Source organism: Alteromonas sp. S015 (genome assembly GCF_036864485.1).
Lineage (GTDB): Bacteria > Pseudomonadota > Gammaproteobacteria > Enterobacterales > Alteromonadaceae > Alteromonas.
The window spans coordinates 227559-251590 of sequence record NZ_JAZETO010000004.1; the positions used below are offsets into that span (position 1 = coordinate 227559).

Sequence of the window (24032 nt, forward strand, 5' to 3'; positions counted from 1 at the left end):
ATTCTGATGCGGTTAGATCTAGCTTGGTAGCCGAGCAGAATTGCAGACACGTTATTTAAATCAAATACGTGTCTGTTTTCGTTTCAACTCAACCTTCTATCGTACAGCGTATGTTGGCGTGGACAATATTCCATAGAAATGAGTGCTTTAAAAGGTCGCTTCTTTGCCGGTATGCAATACCTTTTACATTCGTTGTAACGATTAAAATTTTTTGTACTATCAAGGGCTGTCTTTGCTTGCCAAATCCCATTGGTCTGCTAGCATTCAGCCCAAAATTCATTAGCAAAATTAGGGATTAATTATTATGTCTCGCGTTTTAATTATTGGTGCTGGCGGTGTTGCGTCGGTAACTGTGAAAAAATGTGCACGTTTACCGCAACATTTCGACGAAATTTACTTAGCAAGCCGCACGGTATCTAAGTGTGAAGCGCTACAACAAGAAGTAGGTGCAGATCGCGTTAAGGGTGTTTTCGCTGTTGATGCTGACAACGCAAAAGAAGTGGAAGCACTTATCAACGAAGTAAAACCAGACCTAGTAATCAACCTAGCGTTGCCGTATCAAGACCTTCCGATTATGGATGCATGTCTTGCAACGAATACTGATTACCTAGACACCGCCAATTACGAGCCTAAAGACGAAGCGAAATTCGAATACTCGTGGCAGTGGGCTTACCAAGACAAGTTTAAAGACGCGGGCATTATGGCCCTTCTTGGCAGTGGCTTTGATCCAGGTGTAACTAACGTTTACACAGCATATGCTGCGAAGCACTACTTCGACGAAATCCACTACCTTGATATCGTGGATTGTAATGGCGGCGATCACGGTCAGGCTTTTGCGACTAACTTCAACCCTGAAATCAACATTCGTGAAATTACCCAACGCGGTCGTTTTTGGGAAAACGGCGAGTGGAAAGAAACAGATCCGCTAAGCGTACGTGAAGATCTGGACTATCAAAACATTGGTGTTCGTGCGTCTTACCTGATGTTCCACGAAGAGCTAGAGTCTATCGTTAAGCACTTCCCTACCCTTAAGCGTGCACGCTTCTGGATGACCTTTGGTGATGCTTACTTAAACCACCTACGTGTACTTGAAGGTATTGGTATGACTAGCATTGAGCCGGTTGAATTCCAAGGCCAGAAGATTGTACCGCTAGAGTTCTTGAAAGCAGTACTACCTAACCCAGGCTCACTTGCCGAAGGTTACAGCGGTATGACGTGCATTGGTACTTACATCACAGGTATTAAAGATGGCAAAGAAAAAACGATCTTTATCTACAACAACTGTGACCACGCTAAATGTAACGAAGAAGTAGGCGCGCAAGCCGTATCTTACACTACAGGTGTTCCTGCAATGATTGGCGCAGCGCTTATGCTTAACGGCACATGGAAAGAAGCAGGCGTATGGAACATGGAGCAATTCGATCCAGACCCATTTATGGACATGCTTAATGAGCACGGCCTACCATGGCACGTACTTGAATGTGAAAGCAGCCCTTTCACCAAATAATCGATATATCAGGGCGCTTAAATCAAGCGCCCTTTTTTATTAACGCTTTAACTACATTCGAAACGACTCAAACTACACTAGGCTGTCAAACCGCGTTAGCCAGCCGTTTTTTGAGCTAAGGCCAGTTATGTAATACATTAGGCGTTTGATAAATGTTGAAAGCAGTTTTATTTTTGGAGCTTTATCCCATTGACCGATTTAACTCAACGTACTGATATCCCCTCTCCTTGCTACGTGCTAGAAGAAGCAAAGTTAATTAAAAACCTTGAGCTGATGAAACGGGTTCAAGACGAATCTGGCGCACGTATTATTCTGGCGCTTAAAGGCTTCTCTATGTGGTCTTGCTTCAACATCATCAAACAGTACTTGCACGGAGCAACGGCCAGTTCAGTTTGGGAAGCGAAACTTGCTGCAGAGATGGGTAAAGAAGTTCACGCGTATTCTCCTGCGTACAAAGTTAATGACGCGAAGGAATTGGCGGGACTTGTTAATCACCTGTCTTTCAATAGTTTGACCCAATGGCATGCTCACAAAGACGTGCTAGCAGACGTGTCGTTAGGCCTTCGCATAAACCCTGAGCATCAAGAAGCTGATACGCCACTGTACGACCCAGCTGCACCAGGTTCACGCTTAGGCATACGTGCTAGTGAGCTAGAAGGCGTAGACTTATCCGGTATTGAAGGTTTTCACTGCCACAACCTTTGTGAGTGTGATTCTTTTGCTACTGCACGCACGCTTGAAGCCATTGAAAAGCGTTTTGGCAAATGGCTTGGTCAATTAAAGTGGTTAAACTTAGGTGGCGGACACCTGATGACCCGAGAAGGTTATGATGTTGAGCACCTTATTAAAACGCTAAAGGACTTTAAAGCCCGTTACCCACACCTAGACGTGATTCTTGAGCCAGGCTCTGCTGTTGCGTGGCAGACAGGGCCATTAATTTGCGAAGTGGTTGATATGGTAGAAAATGACGGAGATATCGCTATTCTAGACATTTCAGCTACTGCACATATGCCAGATGTGCTGGAAATGCCTTATCGCCCTACAATTTTGGGCGCGGGTATGCCTAATGAAAAAGCTTATAATGTGAAGCTAGGTGGCAATTCGTGCCTTGCTGGTGATGTTATTGATACCTACTCATTCGATGCGCCGCTTAAGGCCGGCGATCGATTACAGTTTGAGGACATGATGCATTACACCATGGTGAAAACCACCTTCTTTAATGGTGTAGAGCATCCAGCTATTGGTATTTTGCGTGCTAACGGCGACTTCGAGCTAGTTCGCGAGTTCAGCTACGAAGACTTTAAAGGTCGTTTGTCGTAACTCGCTATATTGATATTGACCCATTGCCTCTGACTTTTTGCCGGCAAGCTGTTTGGTTGAAAAAACAGCTTGCTAGCGAGTGCAGTTCGAGAAATCAATTTGCCCACGACCTGAATTCAAGAGACTTCAACAGCCTTCACTTTTTTGTAAGGGCTGCTTTATTAACATTGCCTCAAAATATGAGAGATAGTTATTTAAGCTAGCTTTGAATAACTTGATTAGTGCGAACAATAAGAAGTATTAAATGGCTATTTAAGAAAATAATGCTCTCTTCATCAATTTAAAATTAACTTTCCAATTTGTTTTGATTTTATGTTTTAAAGCGCTAGTATTATTAGTTTTAGGGTCTTCGACATTTAAAATTACGTTCTCATGGGCGGTGGGATGTAAATTAAAATCTTCAATCCTTTCTTTTTGAACGTTACCGTAGCCTTTGTATTCATTGACCTTGTTTTCAATATGAATAACCGACATCCACATTCGCTTTCCTCTCACAGGCGTCAGTTCCTTTACACCACTCCAGTAACCGTGCCTTTCTTGGCACCAAATGGTCTTAAATCCTTCACTTTTTTCAATCAAGCTCATAAACGGATTATGCACGTGCGAGTGCAGGCCTAACCGAACGCGAGGTGCTACCTGTAAGGTATATCCGTCAACAAAGTCAATTGCCATGAACGATTGCTCTGAAAATTGATTCTGCACTTCTTTAACGAAGTCTTGATGAAGGCTGTCATCATTGTCCAACCTTGTCGTAATGAGAAAGGGCGCTGTTAATCTGGACGCTATTTCTTTTTTTATAGACGGGTAAAAGTTCTCCATCCCGTCTGCGTAAATAGGGATGAAGTTAGAGAACTCTGAAGCTAGCTCGTTAATTTTTTCGCGATAAATTTCTGGTGTATTCGTATCGAAAAACACTAGCCATTCGAAGTTTTTTTCCGTTTGAGATTTTATTGATGAATAACAATACTGCTCAAACAGCGCCAACCTGTTTTCCATCCAACTGTCAGTTAAAACTTTAGATTGAGATTTAGTCTCTTCCCAACCTTTTTTTCTAAGGTTAAAGCGCGTTAATATGAAATGCTGAAACATGATGATGCCGTCGACTATAAGAAAATAAAATTACAAAGTAACAAGTGCAGTCTGCATCATGAAATAGTATCAATAAAGACCGACCGTTTGCGAACAAAAAAGTCTTTTTCCTATTACTTTGCTAAGTAAGTTCCTCTAATCTAAAACTCGCTCACATTGTTTTCAAATCAAACCCGGGCTTCAGAAACCGAACGAACAATATTGCAATACATCTCGGTTCGTTTGAAGTGGCTCCACAATGAACTTATTGTCTACACTATCCCATTTCCCGAAGCAGATTCGGATTTGTCGAGCTGCCCTTCGGCTAGCACTTCGTTATCTAACTCAATTTTAAATGACGTTCCTGCTTTTCCATGCAGGCTATAACGAAAGCCGTACATTTCACCTTCATTTAAAGCAACTTCAGCAGACGTGTTGGGGTGAATTAAATCGTAAACACCTGAGTCGTTAGCTTGAGAAAATATATCAACGAACCATTTCCCTTCTGACATGGTGATTTTAAGTGTTTTTGTCATATGCGCCTCCATAAACCTCAGCCCTTATCGAACTGGGCAGCTGACGTGAATTACATTCCTTTGTATTTGTTCTTAAGCTCTTAAGATCAATAATGTGTTTACGATTTCGCGTCTAGCCCAGCTTGATAAAGCGCATTCTTTTTCAAGTCATAGTGACCGGCTACCACCGCTGCAGCCTTTTTAAGCGGCATATGCTCACACAAAGCACTCAGCAGCGACATTGCTTCACTGGGTATCGCTTGGTCACTTACCTTCGCGGGGCCAATCATGACAACGAATTCACCTTTCTGGTGTGCACTATCAGCATTGAGATAATTAATGACATCTTGCGCGCTGCCACTCACATAGGTTTCGAAGGTTTTGGATAGCTCTTTCGCTACAACAATCTGGCGATCGCCTAGAACCCGCTGAATATCAGTAACGGTGTCTAGAATTCGACGTGGCGCTTCATAGTAAACTGTGGTGAACGTTCTATCTATTAGTGCTGACAGTACGCTTTCACGTGCATGCACTTTAACCGGTAGGAACCCTTCAAATATAAATTTGTCTGTTGGCAGCCCCGATGCGCTTAATGCTGTAATTGCAGCGCATGGGCCCGGTAGTGCGCTAACTGGAATGCCCTGCTCACGACACTTGCGCACCAAAACGAAGCCCGGGTCACTAATTAACGGCGTTCCAGCATCACTTATTAATGCTACCGACTCGCCGCCCTTTAAACGCTCACAAAGCATGGCTGTGCGCTTGTCTTCGTTATGCTCGTGCAGAGAAAGGGTTTTCGTTCCAATGCTAAAGTGCTGTAAGAGTCGAGCGCTGTGACGGGTATCCTCGGCAGCGATCCAGCTTACTTCACTTAACACGCGTATTGCTCGGGCACTTATGTCGTCTAAATTACCGATAGGCGTTGGAACAATATATAGGGTGGCAGTGTCTGTCATAACAGTGGTTAAGTCTTACGTTAATTTTTAAAAATATGCGATAAGTGTATCACGCCATTAGTCCAGATTATGCTGGCAAGCGTAGATTTTCACACTGGTTAAGATAAACTTGACCTATAACGATGTAAAAGGAATGAAACTGTGCGTCATATTGGACAAGCTGGAAAAATTTTTACGCTATCAGCCATTGCTTCGGTATTGGTACTGTCGGGCTGTGGAAGTACCCCTAAAAGTCAGTCAAAACCAGTGGCAGTGAAACCAACACCCGTTGAAGCCACGCAGCTTGAAGAGAACGTTACACCTGAGCACAAACTCCTCGAAGCCAAAAAAGTATGGGAACGCACCCGTAATAAAGAACAGCGCGATAGGTTATTACTGCAAGCCGCTGATCTATACCTTCAAAATCAACAGCCCATATTAGCGCAGCAAGTACTCTATGAAGTAAAAGAAGATGGAATTTCAGGAACACATCAATCTTATTATTCCCTTTTAGTTGCTAAGGTTTATGCGGGAATGCCTGACGTGTCGGCAGAAGAATTGCTGGCAATGTTGGATGATGTAAACGATACAGGCGAAACTGCATTCCAAAAAGCAAAGCTTCAAACTCAGCTTTTCACCCAGCAAGGCAACATGGCTGCAGCCGCGAATAGCGTATTGAAGACCAATCTGTCGGACGATGAAAAAGTGCAGCAAGTTTGGCAGTGGATTACTTCTATTCCCACATCTTCACTCGATTCAGTGTCTGGTGCTTATCCTGACCTGTCTCCCTTTATTACGCTTCGCGAATTAACCGAGGAAAACGCGTCGTCGCCAGAAAAATTAGCCAGAAGCCTGACGCAATTTAGGCAGGTTTATCGCGGTCATGTATTAGAACACGCATTGCCTAATAACGTAATTAAAGCAAGCCAGCTTACCGATGCTGGCGCCAACGACATCGCAATTTTACTTCCACTATCTGGCAGGTTAGCTCGCACAGGACAAGCTGTTAAAAATGGCATAATGGCAGCTTATTACACCGATGTCGAAAAGCGCCATGATGAACACCTCCTGCCTCGTCTTCGTTTTATCGACACCAACGAAGTAGATACACAGCACTTACTCAGCGAAATTGGCGACACCAAGTTCATTATTGGGCCTCTTTTAAAAGACACCGTCGAAAGTTTAATTCCCAGTTTGCCGCCTGGTGTGAACGTACTTGCTTTAAACAGACCTGACGAATTGCCAGATAATGCTACTACTAAAGGGTTGGTAACAGGGTTGTCAGATTCTGCAGTAGCCGATAGCTCCGTTACCTTAGGACCTAAACTCGCCGAAGATAATACACAGGATGAATTCCGCTCATTAGACCTGCCCACGTCACTGAATTATTACGGTCTTGCACCTGAAGATGAAGCAAAGCAGCTTGCCGAATTTATCTTTAACAAAGGCTATCGTGCGCCCATCGTGATTGCCGCACAAAGCAATTTGTACCAGCGAATGGACGCCACCTTTAAAAAGCAGTGGCGAATGCTTAACAATCGCGAAAACAAGCAACGCGCTAACATAACGTCGGTATCATTTAACGACAGTAACTCACTTAGAGAAGGTATTACTCAGGCGTTAGATGTGGCGCAAAGTAACAAACGTATCAACCAAATTGAATACATGACAAATAGTGAAGTGTATAATATGCCTCGCAGCAGACGTGATATCGATGCCATTGTAGCGTTTGCTTCGCCTCAGGATACTGAACTACTTAACCCCATCATAGAGGCGAGCTTAAACCCGTACGATGGTAAACAAGTTCCGGTGTATGCCACCTCTCGCTCAATGGATTACGACAGCGGGAAAAATCAGTGGCGTGACCTACAAAATGTGCATTTTATCGACATGCCCTGGTTAATGCCTTCAAATAATTGGCAACCGCTTCAGCAGGAAGTTGAACAGGCTTGGCAAAATCAAAATACCATGCAAAAACGTTTGTTTGCGTTTGGTTTTGATGCGTACCAATTGCTGCCACAGCTAGGCATGCTTAACACGCTGAAATATCTTTCACACGAAGGGTTAACGGGCACGCTTTCCCTTAATCAACATGGGGCAGTAATACGCAAACAGCCTCAGGCAATTATTCGTAACGAAAAAGTTCAAATGCTTTCGGAGTAAAATTATGTCAATACTGCAAGGGAGTGCAGCAGAAGACAAGGCTTGTAAGTATCTAATGGAACAAGGCCTTACGCTTCGGTGTCGAAACTACCGCACGCGGCGCGGCGAGCTCGACATTGTAATGCAAGACGGCAGCACTATCGTGTGCGTTGAAGTTAAATACCGAAAACGAAATCAGTTTGGTAGTGCGCTTGAATTTGTTACTGCCAAAAAGCTACAGCGAATTCAGGCTGCGTTTGATTTCTATTTGTTAGATAATGGCTTAAATCCAGCGTCAACTCCTCTGCGAATAGACGTTGTTGCCATAGACGGAAACAACCTTCAGTGGTTGAAGAGCGTGGGCTAAAAACTGACAATATCCATTTTTAACACTGTTATTGCCCGAAGATACACTATGCGTACATCAGTGATAAATGTGTCTGTAAATGAGTGCAAGCGTTTTTATGCCAGAAGTATTCCGTTTGTTTTATCTTATGATTTGCAACCCTTCATCGGATTGATGAATGTTTCTTAGGTCCCCACAAATAATGAGTCATCCCAACAACAAGGTTTCGCCCAGCAGCGTTGATAACCAAGAAATAGAGCTAATAGTCGGCAACTCAAGCGCTAACTTTTCTGGCGTAACGTCTACCATGCTGCAAGTGACATCAATTCAAAAGCACATGATTAATTTGCGGATAATGGGTAAGCATTTTGTTCCAGACCCATCGATGACCCTTACCTTTTGGGAGGTCGCGAAAATGTGTCGACGCCCGCTTAGCAACGGTAAGTGGCGAATTTTTCATGCTCGTCGCGTTGACGAGATGATTCAGGGAGTGATCCTCAAATACGTGTTTCGCGCCAAAATAAAGCTTGTATTTAGCTCAGCCGCTCAACGTAAACGCTCTGCTTCTACGGTGTGGTTAAGCAATAAAATGGACGCGGTTATTGCAATGAGTAATCGCTCTGCGAAATACCTAAATAAGCCCCCCACCAAGATAAATCTTCATGGTGTGCAAATAGACAACTACACGCCAGCAGAAAACAAGCAAGAGGCTTGGCAGGCATTAGGTTACGGCGGCAGATACGGCATTGGTATTCTGGGCAGAGTAAGAGAGCAAAAAGGCGTTCATCTTTTCGTAGAAGCATGTATTAAAGTATTACCTAAATACCCAGACGTAAATGCGGTGGTTGTAGGCGCTATCTCCTCAAGCAACCAAGAATTTGTAAATCAGCTCAAAGCAAAGATTTCTGATGCCGGTTTAGCTGATCGTATTGTCTTCACTGGTGAATTGCCGTTCGAGCAAATTCCCAAAATCTTCAGTGCACTATCTTTAGTTAGTGCACTTAGCTATAACGAAGGATTTGGATTAACTGTGCCTGAAGCCATGAGTGCTGGTGCCGCGGTATTAGCTACGCAAGCAGGCGCATGGGAAGACATTATAAGACCAGGTATTGACGGATATATCGTTCCTACCAGAGACCAGCAATCTGTAACTGAAAAAATGGATCTGCTTCTTTCAGATATGGACAAACTTGCAGAAATGGGCAAAGCCGGTCGTGAACACGTTGTGAAAAATTTCAAAGTTGAAGATGAAGCAAGAAACTTGGTTGAGTTTTTTCGCACGCTTCAATAGTCAAGGGGGGCTGATTAGCGCTAACTTTGAGCGTAATGCCGTTTTCCCTCATACCGAGGCTGCGGCTTAAACTTCTGACAGACACATACCGGTCAATACGTATACATAGGCGCTGTTATGCAGCGCAGAGAATTTCATCAAATGATTTGCCGATTGATGAAAACAAAGAGACGACACATGATTGAACAGATAAAAGCGAATTTTACCGAAAGCATACAAACCAAAATAGCAGCATCGGAAATATTACCAGAGTATATTGAGAAAGCGGCATACATGATCGTTGAAGCCTTAATTAGAGGCAATAAAGTATTGAGCTGTGGTAACGGCGGTTCTGCAGGCGATGCGCAACATTTCGCTTCCAACATGCTTAACCGCTATGAGCGCGACCGTCCCAGCTTACCTGCAATTGCATTAAGCACAGACACCTCTACCCTGACGTCTATTGCGAACGACTATAACTTTGAAGAAATTTTTGCGAAGCAGGTGCGGGCGCTCGGTCAACCCGGAGATATACTGCTAGCCATTTCAACCAGCGGGAACTCTCGTAACGTTATTGCTGCGATGGAAGCGGCGTTATCTCGCGATATGACAATTGTCGCGCTTACAGGCAAAGATGGCGGTGAAATGGCGGGCTTTTTAAGTGAACATGATGTAGAAATTCGCGTGCCGTCTAACCGAACTTCGCGTATTCAAGAAGTTCACTTACTGGTTATTCACAACTTATGTGAGTGTATTGACGACAGCTTATTTCCAGCCGATCACGGCGACGAGTAGTGAAATAGAGGATGAGGACACAAGTGAAAAATTTAGGACTATTGGGTTCTGCATTAGCCCTACTTCTTACATTACAAGGGTGTGTAGTGGCCGTGGGTGCAGCAGGCGCCGTGGCAGCGAAAGTGGCCAACGACAGACGTACGGTGGGCACGCAGCTTGATGACCAAAATGCCGATGCTGCGGTGTCGTATCAATGGTCGAAAAGTGATGCGCTTAAGGAGCTGGCTAACCTTCAAGTGGATATTTATAACGGTGTGGCGCTGCTAACCGGGCAAGCGCCAAACCAAAGCTTGGTTGACGAAGCCGTGCGCCGCGCCCAAGAAGTCAGCTATATAAAAAAAATTCACAATCAAATAAGAATTGGCGAGGTAATAGGTGCTGGCACACAAGCCAACGACCTATGGCTAGCGTCAAAAGTGCGCACGAAAATTGTGGCAGACGAGCGAGTACCCGCTTTACAAGTTAAGGTAGTGGTTCAAGATTCCGAAGTATTCCTGATGGGGCGTTTAACCAATTTAGAAGCCACTGCCGCGGTAGATGTTGCTCGTAATATTACGGGTGTAGCGCGTGTAGTTAGAGCTTTTGAAATTGTTAAATAAAGAGTTCGCCACTGCCCTCTTAGTTGCAGGGGCACTCTTTATGGAAATTTTAGACGCCACGGTTATCACCACGGCGTTACCTGTCATAGCTGCCGACTTCAATGTACCGGCAGCCCACCTTTCTATCGGTGTATCGGCATACTTGGTAGCCGTAACACTCTTTATTCCATTAAGTGGTTACGCAGCCGATAAATTTGGCGCTCGCACTATATTTGTAGCAGCAATTGCCGTATTCACTTTTGCCTCGGTGCTTTGTGGTCTGAGTACCAGCTTATTCGAATTTACCTTATCTCGAATTCTTCAAGGTTTAGGCGGGGCTATGATGGTACCCGTGGGAAGATTAGTGGTTCTGCGGGATTTACCAAAAGAAAAGCTGGTAAAAACCGTAGCCATTATAACCTGGCCTGCGTTAAGCGCACCGCTATTAGGCCCTGTGCTAGGCGGTTACATCGCCACTCATTTCAGCTGGCAGTGGATTTTTTATATGAATATTCCACTGGGCATCATCGCTATCATTGCGTCACTGTGCTTATTAAAAAATACCAAAGGTGATGTGGGAAAATTCGATGTAAAAGGCTTTTTGCTAACCGGTGTCGGCTTTGCGCTGTTTATGGCGGGCATCGAATTTTTAGCCAGTACCAGCGACAAACTTATTCAGTCATTAGGCATCATCGCTATTGGCTTAGTACTCATGGTATTGGCAGTCAAACACGTAAAAACGGCCAAGAACCCACTATTTTCTTTCGATGCGATGCAACACAAAACCTTCCGGCTTACTGTGTTTGGCGGCTCTGTTATGCGTGTGGCACTTGGCAGTGCACCGTTTCTTGTGCCGCTAATGTTACAGCTTGGGATAGGTTACTCGCCAGTCGAAGCTGGCTCACTGCTGTTGTGGCTGTTTGCTGGAAACTTAGCGATAAAGCCAGCGACAACGTGGATCATGAATACCTTCGGCTTCAAACGCGTGCTTGTAGTAAACGGCGTGCTCATCGCCCTTGGTTTTGTGGCGCTCGCGATGATAAATCACTCCACATCGTCATTTACTATTGCCGTTATTTTATTTGTTAACGGTATTACTCGCTCAATGCACTTAACGTTAATAAACACCATTGCTTTTGCCGACGTCCCCCCCAATAAAATGCGAGACGCAAACACGCTAGGCGCCATTTTAATGCAAATGAACCGCGGTCTTGGCATTACCCTTTCTGCGCTTGCTATCGCTGCTGCAGCATTCATTCTTGGACAAAGCGCCAACACGCCGACCCTACAAACGTTTACGCTATCTATGATGTTCATGGCCGCACTAGCGCTTGTCAGCATTTACGATAGCTTAATGCTGTCAAAGGAAGATGGCAATTCAGTGTTAAATAAAAGAAAAGCGAAAAAAGCGCTATAGACCTAATCTTTAGGGGATTGAAGTTTTCTGCCCAAGTTGCGGTGCAAGACGGATGGCAGAGAGTGTAAAATTGTTAGTTGATGATGTTTTTATGGCTTGAATCGACCAGACTTTACTAGACAGATTTTCGTTTGAATTCTTCTAGCTTTTCATAAACCAGTGGAGGCATATTATTCGCTTCACCATGCTTGCGTCTAGAGTTATAAAACATTTCGATGTAATCGAAAAAATACGGTAGCTTCCTTTAGGATGTCGCGTTCCATTGTTACGCGTTTAAGCTCTTTCTCTAGCTGCTTAATTCGGTCGGATTGCTCTTGAGACTGCCTATGTTCTTCACTCTCTGGGCCGCAGGCTTTTATCCAGTTATACAGCGAACTGCTAGTCACTCCCAGCCTCTCAGAAACGCTTGCCACCGAATAACCTTGGTCGGTAACTTGTTTGACGGCTTGTATTTTAAATTCTTCTGTAAATCTCTGAGACATCTTTTCTCCTTAGTACACATAATTATAAAGCAATTAAGTGTCTAGAGAAGTCTGGTCGATTCACTTGTTACATTGCATAAAAGGCGCATATATTTTTTTAATAACCAAAGGAGAGAAATTTCTTACTCACATCACTCTATTAAAAGCCAATTGTGTTTTGTAATTCTTAAACACCGTGACAAGAAATTTCAACATTTGACAATATGGACATCTAAGACATGACAAAATGCGCAATAGCAACATCCAGACGAAAGAGAGAACCCAAAGTCTTTTCGTTCTTGTTGATTCGAACCTTGGTCGGCGTCATTGCGCTCACCATTCCCTTCCTCGTCACCTACACAGCGGGAACCGACTTATCTTCAATTAGTGCATCGTATTACACAGATGCACGCGATTGGTTTGTTGGCTTGCTATTTGCCGTTGCGGCGTTTCTTTTCGCTTACAACGGCAGATCTATAGTTCAGTGTGTATTAAGCAAAATTGCATCACTGGCGGCAATGGGTGTGGCCCTCTCCCCTACAACGCGAGAGGGTTGTAACAATAAATTGGGGAAAAAGGTTGAGACGAATTTAGACACTGCATGTAAATGTATTTGTGATGTACCAAATGTATTTTGCGAATGCATAGCATGCGATCCAGTATGGATTGGAATTGCGCACTATGTGGCGGCTGCGATTTTATTTTTCATCCTCACGATTTTTTGCTTTTTCATTTTCTTCCGTGAAACAGGCGAGCGTATTGACGGCGAAGAAAGATCTCAAGACGAAAAGTTTAGGCACTGGATTTACTTCGTATGCAGCATTTTTATGTTTTTGAGTATGATTGGCCTTCTTCTCTACTTTTTTAAATGGGCGTTCACCGACGTGAAAGACTTTGTTTATTGGGCTGAAGCATTAGCACTAGTGTCTTTTGGCTTTGCGTGGACAGTTTCAGGAAAATGGATCCCCGGTCTTACTAAGTCCCGTTAGTCTAGGTTCAAAAAAGGAAGTTAATTAAATGAAAAAAGCGATCATCGTTGGCGTAATAGTCTTTGTCCTTAGTACGCCAATGGACTACATGCTCAATAGTTTCTTGAGTCTGAAGACATTTATTTTTACATGGATATCGTCGATTTCCGCAAACCGATTAACGGCTTGCTTGATTGCAGCGGTCGAACAGGACATGAAACTCAATGCCTTCCGTGATGCGCTGCTCGCATAGCTAAACAAAAAGGTTGGCTTTAATAAAGGCTTAAAACCACGTCGTAGCAATTGCCGTAGACGTCGGTATATTTAGTTTTTCAGACAAACCGGTAAGCACGCGTTCGGGACCGTATACGATACCTTGCTGTTTAGCGGTCCACACGCAGGTTAAAATACTCGTACCTTTGCGTAATTCACACTGCCACTTAGCGGTCGTTTCAGCGAGCCGTTCATAGTCATCTTCTATTTCCCAACCTCCGTCTACATGGTCTACGATAAGTTGTTCAAATTGAGCGAACGAAATAGGCTGAATGATTACCCATTCGTTTTTCTTAAACTTTTTTTCTAAACGTGATTTCTTAAAACTGGTAAACAATGCCACGTTCCATCTCCGTATGATTAATAGGCCCAAGCAACAACGAGTATTTTATTTTTTTTATTGTGCGTTTTTAAAACAGTTTTAAAACTATGCTAATAAATGAGATAACACAAGAGAAACAAGGCAAAAAAAAGCCAGTCTTCAGACTGGCTTAATAATCGTAACTCGTTGTAGCTATTAGAATTCAGTTGAAAACCTAACGCCGAACTCGCTTGCGTCGTTACTTAGAACTTGCAGGATATAGTCACCTGTGTACAAGCGCGCGTTATCGTAACGCTCATCAAAAATGTTGCGACCGTAAAGTGCAACAGTATAAGCGTCGTTCGCCGGCGTATACGCGATATCGAAGTTGACTAGCTCACGGCTATCTAGCTCAGTCATACGCTCAGGCGCAGAAGTAGGCTCGCCATACATTTCTGCGCGATATGAGTAATCGGCGCGCACGCGAATTGAGTCACCACCATCAAGCTCAAAGGTGTACTGCGGACCAATTGCAAGGGTTAGGTCTGGAGTTAATGGCGCTACTGGGCTGAAACCGTTTTGATCATCAACATCTACATCCATGTAACCAACGCTGGTCATCATGCTGAAGTTGCCGTAGGTGAACGTAGCATCAGCTTCAACACCACGAGATGTTTGCTCAACCACAAGGTTCGCGGTGTCAAAACCACTCTCGCTCACGCGACTTACTTGATAAGGAAGATCTTCAAATTCAGTGTTAAATACTGCAACACTAATGTCGAAGTAATCGTTCACACGACCTTTAATACCTACTTCATAGTTAGTAGCGGTAATATTGTCAGACGCCGTAAAGCAGTTATTTGCGCGAACTAATTGACGAACCATCTCTTGCTCTTCAGAAGAAGCCGTTATGAAACCACCTAGGTTATCGTAATTGCCTTGTTCAACAACATTATCAAACAAACAGAATGGACGTGCTGGGAATTGACCTGACTGGTAACCAGACTGAATGGTTGCATAGCCTGTCATGCCATTTTCAAATGTGTAGTTAGTGGCTAGTTCCCACGTCACTTCGTCCCAATCATTTGAGTCGTTGACCGTACCCAAAAGACTGAACACGTTTGCCGACGCATCTTTTTCATCTTTCGTGTAACGAATACCACCAGAGATACTAAGCTCATCCGTTAAGTCGTGACGCACGTTAACATAAGCCGCTTTCGACGTAGTTTCCTGATCAAGTTCTAAAAGGTTCGGGCCGCCATTGAAGTTAGAATCGTCACCTTGACGGTTGCTCCCCTCTTCATTGAAGTAGTAAAGGCCTGCAACAAAATCAGTATATTCGTTGATATAGCCGTTAAGCTGAAGCTCTATTGATGTTTGATCTGCTTCACCGCGCTCAGGAAACTGGTCTAGTGAATAAATTGTGCCGTCATCATCGAGGCCCGCCTTATACTTAGACGTACGTTGGCTCGCAACAACCTTTGCCGTGTAGTCGTCGTTGATATCCCACTCAGTAGTCAACGAGAGGCCACGAGCTTCATTAGATACACTCGTTATCGCTTCTGTGCCCGTCGCGTTGTCATAACGATCTGCACCTTCAGGTATCACATCTGTATTACGTAACGGTACACCAACGCCATTTTGACCACCGAAGTAACGTTCTGAACCCACTTCATCAATTAGTACAGTGTAAGGGCGTAAGCCGCCGTCACCATTGTTAGCATCTGCGGTTAATACCATACGGAAGTCATTTGAAGGCTCCCACTTAAGTGAAACACGCCCAGAAATATCTTCGGTCTCACCTACATCGTACTCAGCATTTGGCACGTTAATGAATTCGCCAAGACCATCGCGCTTGTTGAATGCCAAATTCATGTTGAACGCAACAGTTTCTGATAAAGCATGGTTAACAAAAAGGTCTGCTTTTAAGCGCCCACGTGTACCAAATTCAGTATTAATTTTAGTTACATCGCCCTGGTCAGGCTCTTTGGTGATGATGTTAATAGCACCACCAATAGAGTTTCGACCATACAGGGTACCTTGAGGGCCTCGAAGCACTTCGATACGCTCAATGTTGTTTAAGCTCCAATTTTGTCCCACCTGTCGACCTAGGTATACGCCGTCAACGTAAACGCTCACGCCCGGATCTGTAGTAATAAGGTGGTCTTGAAGACCAATACCACGAATAAATGGGTTTACAGACGACGTGTGGCCAGCCGAGAAACCAGTAACGTTTAAGTTCGGTACAAACTTACCAACGTCAGTTAGGTCAGTAATACCTTGAGCAGCTAGTTTGTCGCCGTCGAAGGCACTGATAGCAATTGGAACTTCGTAGATAACTTGAGGGCGCTTTGTTGCGGTTACGGTAATGGCTTCAAACTTTTGTTCTTCTGTTGCTTCGGCTTCTTGAGCAATGGCAATGTTTGATAGAGCTGGAACGGTCATCGCTACTGCAAGTGCGACAGGTGAAAGCTTACTGGCGAGTGCCTTAGACACGTCAGTATTGGTTTTCATGGTATAACCCCTTTGCGTGAGTGTTAGGTGTAATAATATTTTTAGGCTGCTTCAAGTTCTTCTTTGGAACTTTGAAAGACTAAACTCACTAATTTAAGAGGCGCACATAACCTTGTGCTTATACTGGATTACAGGCAATAAAAAAGTAAGTCGCAATAAAACATTACAAACTTACTTTCAATAATACACTGCCTTAAAAGTAGAACTTATTTTCCAGCCCTCTAAAATTCAGTGCAAGAATTTAGGCTTGAAGACTGGAACGATATGTTACCGTTAGATGACTATCTTGCAAAGTAAAATATTACAGTTTTACTAAAATAAGCATTCAAAATTAGACTAATTGGTTAGATTAAGCATTGAGCAGAAATTTTGCGCAAAGCTCATAAAAACATTTCAATAACATAAAGATAACTCACATAAAGCATTCGCAACGCCCAGGCAAAATAGTTAAATAAGGCCTAGACCAAACGGACAAACTTTATACACCTCATCCCGAAAAATATTGTTCTTTTACTTTGTCCGTTTACGCTTAACTAACGTTACTAAATTACTTTTTCTTTTTCAGCACCGTCAATATCATTGCGCGGATTTCACCTAATAGGCCGAATTCATACTCTTTGCCAAGTAAACGTGTAGCTCAACACCATTACACATCTGTCCAAATCTGCCGTTAAACGTAACTATCAGAAAAATACTGCACCTGTTTTGTCGACAATATGATGATCAAAAGGTTGAAAAATCGTCAAAACAGGCATATATTGTCGACATTAGCTATTTTAAGATTCTATACAGTGTTAGTAAAGAACGAACAAGCCATCACCAATGCTGACCGCACTTTCTTTCAATTAAGGAAGGATATTGTTGAGGGCGTCATTCCAGCAGGCAGTAAGCTGAGTGAAATGGAATTGTCGACAAAATATGAAGTAAGTCGTGCGGTTATCCGTGAAGCCATTAATCGATTAGCCACTTGCCATCTTGTCGAACGGAAAGCTAACGTAGGTGCTCGCGTGGTAGCACTGTCACCCGAAGGCCTTATTCAGCTATATCAGGTGCGCGAAGCGTTAGAAGGTATGGCCGCCCGCTTAGCAGCACGCTACATGAGCGATGAAGAGATTGCCGACATGCAGGCATTACTCGATAGCCACTTCGATAAAGTGAAAGATGGCCAAAGTTATTATCAAGAAGCGGGCGATGTAGACTTTCACTACAGAATTGTAACTGGCAGTAAAAATGATCATCTTATCAGCGTACTTGTAGACGGGCTTTACCATCTTGTGCGTATGTACCGCGTACAGCTGGGTATGGCTGGCCCTCGCGTAAGCACTGCGTTTGATGAGCACAGACACATCGTTAACGCTATTGCCAATCGCGACGAGGAACTGGCTGAGATGTTAATGCGTCGCCATATTCTTTATTCCAAAAATAATATCGAGAAGAAGCTTAACCATGGTTAACCCTTTAAAGCCTTCTTCAACCCTAATTCACCTCTACCCTACTTTCAAATAAGCGAGTGATTATCATGAGTGCAGGAAAGAAATTCAGAACCGCATTAGAGAACAACAAGCCGCTACAAATTGTGGGCACCATTAATGCGTACACCGCCATGATGGCGAAAGCTATTGGTCACCAAGCTATTTATCTGTCAGGTGGCGGCGTAGCGAATGCGTCTTACGGTCTACCCGACTTAGGCATGACTTCACTTAATGATGTAATTGCTGACGTACAGCGCATTACCAGTGCATGCGATCTTCCGCTAATGGTAGACATCGACACCGGTTGGGGCGGTGCATTTAACATTGCCAAAACCATTCGCGACATGGAAAAAGCAGGTGCCGCGGCAGTGCATATGGAAGATCAGGTTGCGCAAAAACGTTGTGGTCACCGTCCTAACAAAGAAATTGTAAGCACGGCTGAAATGGTCGACCGTATCAAAGCCGCCGTTGATGCCAGAACTGACCCAGATTTCTTCATCATGGCCCGTACCGACGCATTTGCACAAGAAGGTTTAGAAAAAGCCATTGAGCGCGCAAAAGCCTATGTTACAGCGGGTGCCGACGGCATATTCGCAGAAGCCGTACAAACTGAAGAGCACTATCGTGCATTCTCAGAGGCCCTAGACGTACCGATCCTTGCCAATATCACTGAGTTCGGCAAAACCGAACTTTGGAACAAAAAAGAGCTCGGCGAATGGGGTGCCGACATGGTGCTTTACCCTCTTAGCGCCTTCCGTGCCATGAATAAAGCAGCAGAAATGGTGTACAAATCTATACTTGAAAACGGTGATCAAAAAGCCGTTGTCGACAGCATGCAAACACGTATGGAACTGTACGATTATCTTGGCTACCACGAATACGAGCAAAAGCTAGATGCTCTGTTCGCCGAAGGTAAGAACTAAGAAAAAACACGAACTGAGCTTGAAGTTGGCGGGCACGAAGATGTAGGGGTGAAGTACAGTTCCCTGCTCCTCCGAGGTATGGATGCCGAGGCGGAGCCCCCATAGAAGGGTTCACGGCGTGGCAGGGGGCAGTGCTTTGCCCCTGCAGCCAATGTGCCCGCCAACTTCAAGCGTCCAAATTACTCACTATTATCGATTAAAAGTACCTTACAAATTACACAAGACCGGAGACAACAAGATGGCTAAACAGTTAAGTGGCGCGGGTTTACGCGGCCAAGTTGCAGGTAAAACAGCATTATCAACCGTAGGTAAATCAGGTTCTGGTTTAACGTATCGTGGTTACGACGTAAAAGACTTAGCGCAAAGCTGTCAATTTGAAGAAGTAGCGTATCTTATTCTTAAGGGCAAGCTACCTAACCAGTCTGAACTAGACGCTTATAAAACAAAACTTCGCGGCATGCGCGGTCTTCCAACAGCACTTAAAGAAGTGCTAGAGCGCATTCCAAAAAATGCCCACCCAATGGACGTACTTCGCACGGGCTGTTCAATGCTAGGTAACCTTGAAATGGAAACCAGCTTCGACCAGCAGCAAGACGTAACTGATCGTATGTTGGCGTGCTTCCCAAGCATTATCTGCTACTGGTATCGCTTCTCACACGACGGTGTACGTGTAGATGTTGAAACCGATGACGATTCAATTGGTGGTCATTTCCTACATATGCTTCACGGCGAAAAACCACGTGAACTGCACGAACAAGTCATGCATGTATCGCTAATTCTTTATGCAGAGCATGAATTTAACGCTTCTACCTTTACTGCCCGTGTTTGTGCATCAACCTTATCTGATATGCATTCTTGCGTAACTGGCGCTATCGGTTCACTTCGCGGTCCACTTCACGGTGGAGCTAACGAAGCCGCCATGGAAATGATTGAAGGCTTTACTTCACCTGATGATGCAGAAGAAAAAATGATGGGCATGCTTGAGCGCAAAGAGAAGATAATGGGCTTTGGTCATGCAATTTACTCTGAGTCAGACCCGCGTAACGAAATCATTAAGCAATGGTCTGAAAAGCTAGCTGCCGATGTGGGCGACGACGTGCTTTACCCTGTGTCTGTTCGCTGTGAAGAAGTAATGTGGCGCGAGAAGAAGCTTTTCTGTAATGCAGATTTCTTCCATGCCTCTGCCTATAACTTCATGGGAATCCCTACGCCGCTGTTCACGCCAATCTTCGTAATGTCACGCCTTACGGGTTGGGCAGCACACGTTATGGAACAGCGCGCTGACAACCGTATTATTCGTCCATCAGCAGAATACACAGGTGAAGAACTTCGCCCAGTACCTGCTGTTAGCGAACGCGCTTAGAGCAAAGGTTGAGTTTTATGAATATTGATTACCGTAAACCGCTTCCTAATGCGGGTATCGATTTTTTCGATACCCGTGAAGCGGTAGATACTATAGAGCCGGGGGCCTACGCCAAGCTGCCTTATACGTCGCGTGTACTGGCTGAAAACCTAGTTCGTAAATGCGCGCCTGACATGCTTACCGACTCACTTAAGCAGCTTATTTACCGCAAGCGCGATTTAGACTTTCCGTGGTTCCCTGCCCGCGTGGTGTGCCATGATATTTTGGGTCAAACGGCACTTGTCGACTTGGCAGGTCTTCGCGATGCTATTGCAGCAAAAGGCGGCGACCCAGCGAAGGTGAATCCCGTTGTGCCAACGCAGTTAATTGTGGATCACTCATTAGCTGTAGAGCATGCGGGTTTTGAAAAAGATGCCTTCGAGAAAAACCGTGCCATTGAAGACAGACGCAATGATGACCGTTTCCACTTTATCAACTGGACGAAAACTGCGTTTAGAAACGTAGATGTAATACCGCCGGGCAACGGCATAATGCACCAAATCAACTTGGAGCGTATGTCACCGGTCATTCAAGCTCGTGACGGCGTTGCCTTCCCTGACACCTTAGTGGGTACAGACAGCCATACGCCACATGTTGATGCACTTGGCGTTATCGCCGTAGGTGTGGGCGGCCTTGAAGCCGAAAGCGTAATGCTGGGCCGCGCGTCTTACATGCGTTTGCCAAATATTGTAGGAGTGGAGCTTACCGGCAAACCACAGCCTGGCATTACCGCTACCGACATTGTATTAGCACTTACTGAGTTTTTGCGTAAAGAGCGCGTGGTATCTGCATATCTTGAATTCTATGGTGAAGGTGCATCGCACCTAACGCTGGGCGACCGCGCAACCATTTCGAACATGACACCAGAATATGGCGCCACTGCAGCCATGTTCTACATTGATCAACAAACCATTGATTACTTGCGCCTAACAGGGCGTGAGGAAAAGCAAATTGCGCTAGTGGAGCAATATGCTAAGCACACAGGTTTATGGGCTGATGATTTAGAAACTGCCGAGTATGAGCGGGTGCTTACGTTCGACCTTTCTGCTGTTGGCCGTAACATGGCTGGCCCTTCTAACCCACACGCACGCTTACCTACCAGCGATTTAGAAAGTCGCGGCATAGCAGCGAAGTGGATCGAGGAGGAAGGCAAAATGCCTGATGGCGCCGTTATTATCGCGGCAATCACAAGCTGTACCAATACGTCAAACCCACGTAACGTCATTGCAGCAGGTCTACTTGCACGCAACGCCAACCAGCGCGGTTTAACTCGCAAGCCGTGGGTAAAAAGCTCGCTAGCACCAGGTTCTAAAGCCGTTAAGTTGTACCTTGAAGAAGCCAACTTAATGAGCGAGCTGGAAGATTTAGGCTTTGGCGTTGTAGCGTTTGCCTGCACTACCTGTAACGGTATGAGCGGCGCGCTAGACCCTAATATTCAGCAAGAGATTATTGACCGTGATTTATACGCCACGGCAGTATTATCGGGCAATCGTAACTTTGACGGTCGCATTCACCCCTATGCTAAGCAAGCCTTCTTGGCATCGCCACCGCTGGTTGTAGCATACGCTATTGCCGGTACTGTCCGCTTTGATATTGAGAAAGACGTACTAGGAATAGACAAAGACGGTAACCCGGTGACGCTTAAAGACATTTGGCCAAGCGACGAAGAAATTGATGCTATCGTTGCGAAGTCGGTGAAGCCTGAACACTTTAGAAAAGTGTACGAGCCAATGTTCGACTTAAGCGTTGACTATGGCAAAGACATTAACCCACTGTACGATTGGCGTGAAATGAGCACCTACATTCGTCGCCCGCCCTACTGGGAAGGCGCGATGGATGCCGAGCGAACAATGAAAGGCATGCGTCCGTTAGCCATTTTGGGTGACAACATCACCACTGACCATTTATCACCTTCGAACGCCATTATGGCAAGCAGTGCTGCAGGTGAATACTTAGCAAAAATGGGGCTACCCGAAGAAGACTTCAACTCCTACGCCACCCACCGAGGCGATCATTTAACCGCACAGCGCGCTACCCTTGCGAACCCGAAAGTGTTCAACGAGATGGTGCTAGAAAATGGTGAGGTGAAGCAAGGTTCACTGGCGCGCGTTGAGCCAGAAGGCAAAGTGATGCGCATGTGGGAGGCCATTGAAACCTACATGAACCGTAGGCAACCGCTAATTATTGTTGCTGGCGCTGACTACGGTCAGGGCTCATCACGGGACTGGGCAGCCAAGGGCGTTCGTCTTGCAGGGGTTGAAGTGATTGTAGCCGAGGGCTTCGAGCGTATTCACCGTACTAACCTAATTGGTATGGGCGTTTTACCGCTTGAGTTTAAACCAGGCACTACACGTAAAACGTTAGAGTTGGACGGTACGGAAACCTACGACGTAAGCGGCAAACCGTCACCGGGTGCAACGCTATCACTAGTAGTGAACCGTCAAAACGGTGAGCAGCTAGAAGTTCCAGTAACCTGTCGCTTAGATACCGCAGAAGAAGTCTCGATTTACAGCGCAGGAGGCGTACTACAACGCTTCGCCAAAGACTTCTTGGAAGCTGAAGCTAGCTGAGGGGGAAAAACATGACAAAGTATGCGCCACAACTTCGAGTGCCGGCTACCTACATGCGTGGCGGTACCAGTAAGGGTGTGTTTTTTAACTTAACCGATTTGCCAGAAGCCGCGCAGAAGCCAGGACCGGCGCGCGATGCTCTGCTTCTGCGCGTTATCGGAAGCCCCGATCCATACGGCAAACAAACTGACGGTATGGGCGGTGCTACATCAAGCACAAGCAAAACGGTGATCTTAAGCAAGAGTGAACGTGAAGGTTACGATGTCGACTACCTGTTTGGACAAGTGGCTATCGACAAACCTTTTGTAGACTGGAGCGGAAACTGTGGAAATCTAACCGCAGCCGTTGGCGCGTTTGCCATAACCAATGGACTGGTAGATAAAAGTAAAATACCAGAGAACGGCGTTGCCACCGTCAACATTTGGCAGGCCAATATCAATAAAGCCATTATCGCCAAGGTGCCAATAACCAATGGGGAAGTACAGGAAACGGGCGACTTTGAACTAGACGGCGTCGCCTTCCCTGCTGCAGAAGTGGAAGTAGCATTCGTAGACCCGGCTGACGGTGAAGGTGCAATATTTCCTACGGGGCGCTTAGTAGACACACTTGAAGTCCCGGGCGTGGGCTCACTTCAGGCAACTATGATAAACGCGGGTATTCCAACCATTTTCATAAATGCAGAAGATATTGACTACACAGGCACTGAGCTGCAGGATGACATTAACGGTGATACAGAAGCACTTTCTAAATTTGAAGCCATTCGTGCACACGGTGCAGTCCAAATGGGCCTAATTAACGAGGTGGGTGAAGCCGCAAACAGGCAGCACACGCCAAAAGTTGCGTTTGTCGCCCCTCCTAGAGGTTATAAAGCATCAAGCGGCAAAGATATTTTAGGCTCTGACATCGACGTACTGGTTCGCGCACTGTCTATGGGAAAACTTCATCACGCGATGATGGGTACGGCTGCGGTAGCTATTGCAGCAGCTGCTGCAATTCCAGGTACGCTGGTAAACATAGCAGCAGACGGCGGTGATAGGGAGTCGGTGACTTTTGGGCATCCATCAGGCACGCTAAGAGTAGGTGCAAAAGCGACGTTTGAAGATAGCAAATGGCAAATTAAGCAAGCTGTAATGAGCAGAAGCGCCCGTATTTTGATGGAAGGTGCGGTGCGCGTTCCCGTTGAGCAAAGTTAATGCAACACAGTGTTACATAAGATAAAAGTTATTTAGACATTAGTTTAAAAAGCCCTCTTGCA

The 24032-nt window shown here is 45.1% G+C and carries 20 protein-coding genes and 1 pseudogene; 15 read left to right on the plus strand and 6 right to left on the minus strand.

Annotated features, from left to right (window positions below):
- Positions 1-304: 304 nt before the first annotated feature.
- Positions 305-1507, plus strand: a complete 1203-nt coding sequence (locus tag V7R42_RS09685) for a saccharopine dehydrogenase family protein (protein WP_334019980.1) — start codon at positions 305-307, stop codon at positions 1505-1507.
- A 189-nt stretch (positions 1508-1696) separates the two neighbouring features.
- Positions 1697-2827 (plus strand): carboxynorspermidine decarboxylase, encoded by a 1131-nt coding sequence (nspC, locus tag V7R42_RS09690; protein WP_334019981.1) that lies wholly within the window; start codon positions 1697-1699, stop codon positions 2825-2827.
- Positions 2828-3079: 252 nt separating this feature from the next.
- On the opposite strand, the gene V7R42_RS09695 is transcribed toward nspC, so the two are convergent.
- From V7R42_RS09695 to rsmI, 3 genes are all read right to left on the minus strand, one after another.
- Positions 3080-3916, minus strand: coding sequence for a glycosyltransferase (locus V7R42_RS09695; protein WP_334019982.1), 837 nt, complete (start codon positions 3914-3916; stop codon positions 3080-3082).
- A gap of 251 nt (positions 3917-4167) precedes the next feature.
- Positions 4168-4431, minus strand: a complete 264-nt coding sequence (locus V7R42_RS09700; protein ID WP_334019983.1) for a hypothetical protein — start codon at positions 4429-4431, stop codon at positions 4168-4170.
- Between the two features lie 98 nt (positions 4432-4529).
- The gene (rsmI, locus tag V7R42_RS09705; RefSeq protein ID WP_334019984.1) at positions 4530-5366 is read right to left on the minus strand and encodes a 16S rRNA (cytidine(1402)-2'-O)-methyltransferase; all 837 of its coding nucleotides are present in this window, start codon (positions 5364-5366) and stop codon (positions 4530-4532) included.
- Between the two features lie 141 nt (positions 5367-5507).
- Here rsmI and V7R42_RS09710 point away from each other — a divergent pair, with 141 nt between their 5' ends.
- The 6 genes from V7R42_RS09710 to V7R42_RS09735 all read left to right on the plus strand — a co-directional run bounded on the left by V7R42_RS09710 (position 5508) and on the right by V7R42_RS09735 (position 11893).
- Positions 5508-7508, plus strand: a complete 2001-nt coding sequence (locus V7R42_RS09710; protein ID WP_334019985.1) for a penicillin-binding protein activator — start codon at positions 5508-5510, stop codon at positions 7506-7508.
- A gap of 4 nt (positions 7509-7512) precedes the next feature.
- Positions 7513-7854: a YraN family protein gene (locus V7R42_RS09715; protein WP_334019986.1), complete on the plus strand. Its 342-nt coding sequence runs from the start codon at positions 7513-7515 to the stop codon at positions 7852-7854.
- 181 nt (positions 7855-8035) lie between these two features.
- The gene (locus V7R42_RS09720; RefSeq protein ID WP_334019987.1) at positions 8036-9124 is read left to right on the plus strand and encodes a glycosyltransferase family 4 protein; all 1089 of its coding nucleotides are present in this window, start codon (positions 8036-8038) and stop codon (positions 9122-9124) included.
- 177 nt (positions 9125-9301) lie between these two features.
- Entirely contained in the window at positions 9302-9898 is a 597-nt protein-coding gene (locus V7R42_RS09725) for a phosphoheptose isomerase (protein ID WP_334019988.1), read from the plus strand.
- Positions 9899-9921: 23 nt separating this feature from the next.
- A complete protein-coding gene (locus V7R42_RS09730) occupies positions 9922-10497 on the plus strand; it encodes a BON domain-containing protein (RefSeq protein ID WP_334019989.1) in 576 nt (191 codons plus the stop codon).
- The gene (locus V7R42_RS09735) at positions 10481-11893 is read left to right on the plus strand and encodes an MFS transporter (protein WP_334019990.1); all 1413 of its coding nucleotides are present in this window, start codon (positions 10481-10483) and stop codon (positions 11891-11893) included. The genes V7R42_RS09730 and V7R42_RS09735 overlap by 17 nt, the downstream gene beginning before the upstream one ends.
- 236 nt (positions 11894-12129) lie before the next feature.
- Here V7R42_RS09735 and V7R42_RS09740 read toward each other — a convergent pair.
- Positions 12130-12375: pseudogene (locus V7R42_RS09740) on the minus strand (transposase); the annotation flags it as partial.
- Between the two features lie 218 nt (positions 12376-12593).
- Between V7R42_RS09740 and V7R42_RS09745 the strand changes: the two are divergent.
- Positions 12594-13343, plus strand: coding sequence for a hypothetical protein (locus V7R42_RS09745; protein ID WP_334019991.1), 750 nt, complete (start codon positions 12594-12596; stop codon positions 13341-13343).
- Positions 13344-13371: 28 nt separating this feature from the next.
- Complete coding sequence (locus tag V7R42_RS09750; RefSeq protein WP_334019992.1) at positions 13372-13575, plus strand: hypothetical protein; 204 nt, start codon at positions 13372-13374, stop codon at positions 13573-13575.
- A gap of 30 nt (positions 13576-13605) precedes the next feature.
- Here the strand turns inward: V7R42_RS09750 and V7R42_RS09755 are convergent, their stop codons facing one another.
- Positions 13606-13938, minus strand: a complete 333-nt coding sequence (locus V7R42_RS09755) for a hypothetical protein (RefSeq protein WP_334019993.1) — start codon at positions 13936-13938, stop codon at positions 13606-13608.
- Positions 13939-14112: 174 nt separating this feature from the next.
- Positions 14113-16410, minus strand: coding sequence for a TonB-dependent receptor (locus tag V7R42_RS09760; protein ID WP_334019994.1), 2298 nt, complete (start codon positions 16408-16410; stop codon positions 14113-14115).
- A gap of 791 nt (positions 16411-17201) precedes the next feature.
- On the opposite strand from V7R42_RS09760, the gene V7R42_RS09765 reads away from it, so the two are divergent.
- The 5 genes from V7R42_RS09765 to prpF all read left to right on the plus strand — a co-directional run bounded on the left by V7R42_RS09765 (position 17202) and on the right by prpF (position 23970).
- Positions 17202-17864, plus strand: coding sequence for a GntR family transcriptional regulator (locus V7R42_RS09765; RefSeq protein WP_334019995.1), 663 nt, complete (start codon positions 17202-17204; stop codon positions 17862-17864).
- Positions 17865-17929: 65 nt separating this feature from the next.
- Positions 17930-18805 carry a methylisocitrate lyase gene (prpB, locus tag V7R42_RS09770; protein WP_334019996.1) on the plus strand — a complete coding sequence of 292 codons (876 nt, stop codon included), beginning with the start codon at positions 17930-17932 and terminating at the stop codon, positions 18803-18805.
- 238 nt (positions 18806-19043) lie between these two features.
- Positions 19044-20168 carry a bifunctional 2-methylcitrate synthase/citrate synthase gene (prpC, locus tag V7R42_RS09775; protein WP_334019997.1) on the plus strand — a complete coding sequence of 375 codons (1125 nt, stop codon included), beginning with the start codon at positions 19044-19046 and terminating at the stop codon, positions 20166-20168.
- A 17-nt stretch (positions 20169-20185) separates the two neighbouring features.
- Positions 20186-22777 (plus strand): Fe/S-dependent 2-methylisocitrate dehydratase AcnD, encoded by a 2592-nt coding sequence (acnD, locus tag V7R42_RS09780; RefSeq protein WP_334019998.1) that lies wholly within the window; start codon positions 20186-20188, stop codon positions 22775-22777.
- A gap of 11 nt (positions 22778-22788) precedes the next feature.
- The gene (prpF, locus tag V7R42_RS09785) at positions 22789-23970 is read left to right on the plus strand and encodes a 2-methylaconitate cis-trans isomerase PrpF (protein ID WP_334019999.1); all 1182 of its coding nucleotides are present in this window, start codon (positions 22789-22791) and stop codon (positions 23968-23970) included.
- The last annotated feature ends 62 nt before the right edge of the window (positions 23971-24032 follow it).

Excerpts from the sequence above, each read along its gene's own strand:
- V7R42_RS09685 (WP_334019980.1), top strand. The coding sequence starts at position 305 with ATGTCTCGCGTTTTAATTATTGGTGCTGGCGGTGTTGCGTCGGTAACT.
- V7R42_RS09695 (WP_334019982.1), bottom strand. The coding sequence starts at position 3,916 with ATGTTTCAGCATTTCATATTAACGCGCTTTAACCTTAGAAAAAAAGGT.
- V7R42_RS09700 (WP_334019983.1), bottom strand. The coding sequence starts at position 4,431 with ATGACAAAAACACTTAAAATCACCATGTCAGAAGGGAAATGGTTCGTT.
- rsmI (WP_334019984.1), bottom strand. The coding sequence starts at position 5,366 with ATGACAGACACTGCCACCCTATATATTGTTCCAACGCCTATCGGTAAT.
- V7R42_RS09715 (WP_334019986.1), top strand. The coding sequence starts at position 7,513 with ATGTCAATACTGCAAGGGAGTGCAGCAGAAGACAAGGCTTGTAAGTAT.
- V7R42_RS09720 (WP_334019987.1), top strand. The coding sequence starts at position 8,036 with ATGAGTCATCCCAACAACAAGGTTTCGCCCAGCAGCGTTGATAACCAA.
- V7R42_RS09725 (WP_334019988.1), top strand. The coding sequence starts at position 9,302 with ATGATTGAACAGATAAAAGCGAATTTTACCGAAAGCATACAAACCAAA.
- V7R42_RS09745 (WP_334019991.1), top strand. The coding sequence starts at position 12,594 with ATGACAAAATGCGCAATAGCAACATCCAGACGAAAGAGAGAACCCAAA.
- V7R42_RS09750 (WP_334019992.1), top strand. The coding sequence starts at position 13,372 with ATGAAAAAAGCGATCATCGTTGGCGTAATAGTCTTTGTCCTTAGTACG.
- V7R42_RS09760 (WP_334019994.1), bottom strand. The coding sequence starts at position 16,410 with ATGAAAACCAATACTGACGTGTCTAAGGCACTCGCCAGTAAGCTTTCA.
- prpB (WP_334019996.1), top strand. The coding sequence starts at position 17,930 with ATGAGTGCAGGAAAGAAATTCAGAACCGCATTAGAGAACAACAAGCCG.
- prpC (WP_334019997.1), top strand. The coding sequence starts at position 19,044 with ATGGCTAAACAGTTAAGTGGCGCGGGTTTACGCGGCCAAGTTGCAGGT.
- acnD (WP_334019998.1), top strand. The coding sequence starts at position 20,186 with ATGAATATTGATTACCGTAAACCGCTTCCTAATGCGGGTATCGATTTT.
- prpF (WP_334019999.1), top strand. The coding sequence starts at position 22,789 with ATGACAAAGTATGCGCCACAACTTCGAGTGCCGGCTACCTACATGCGT.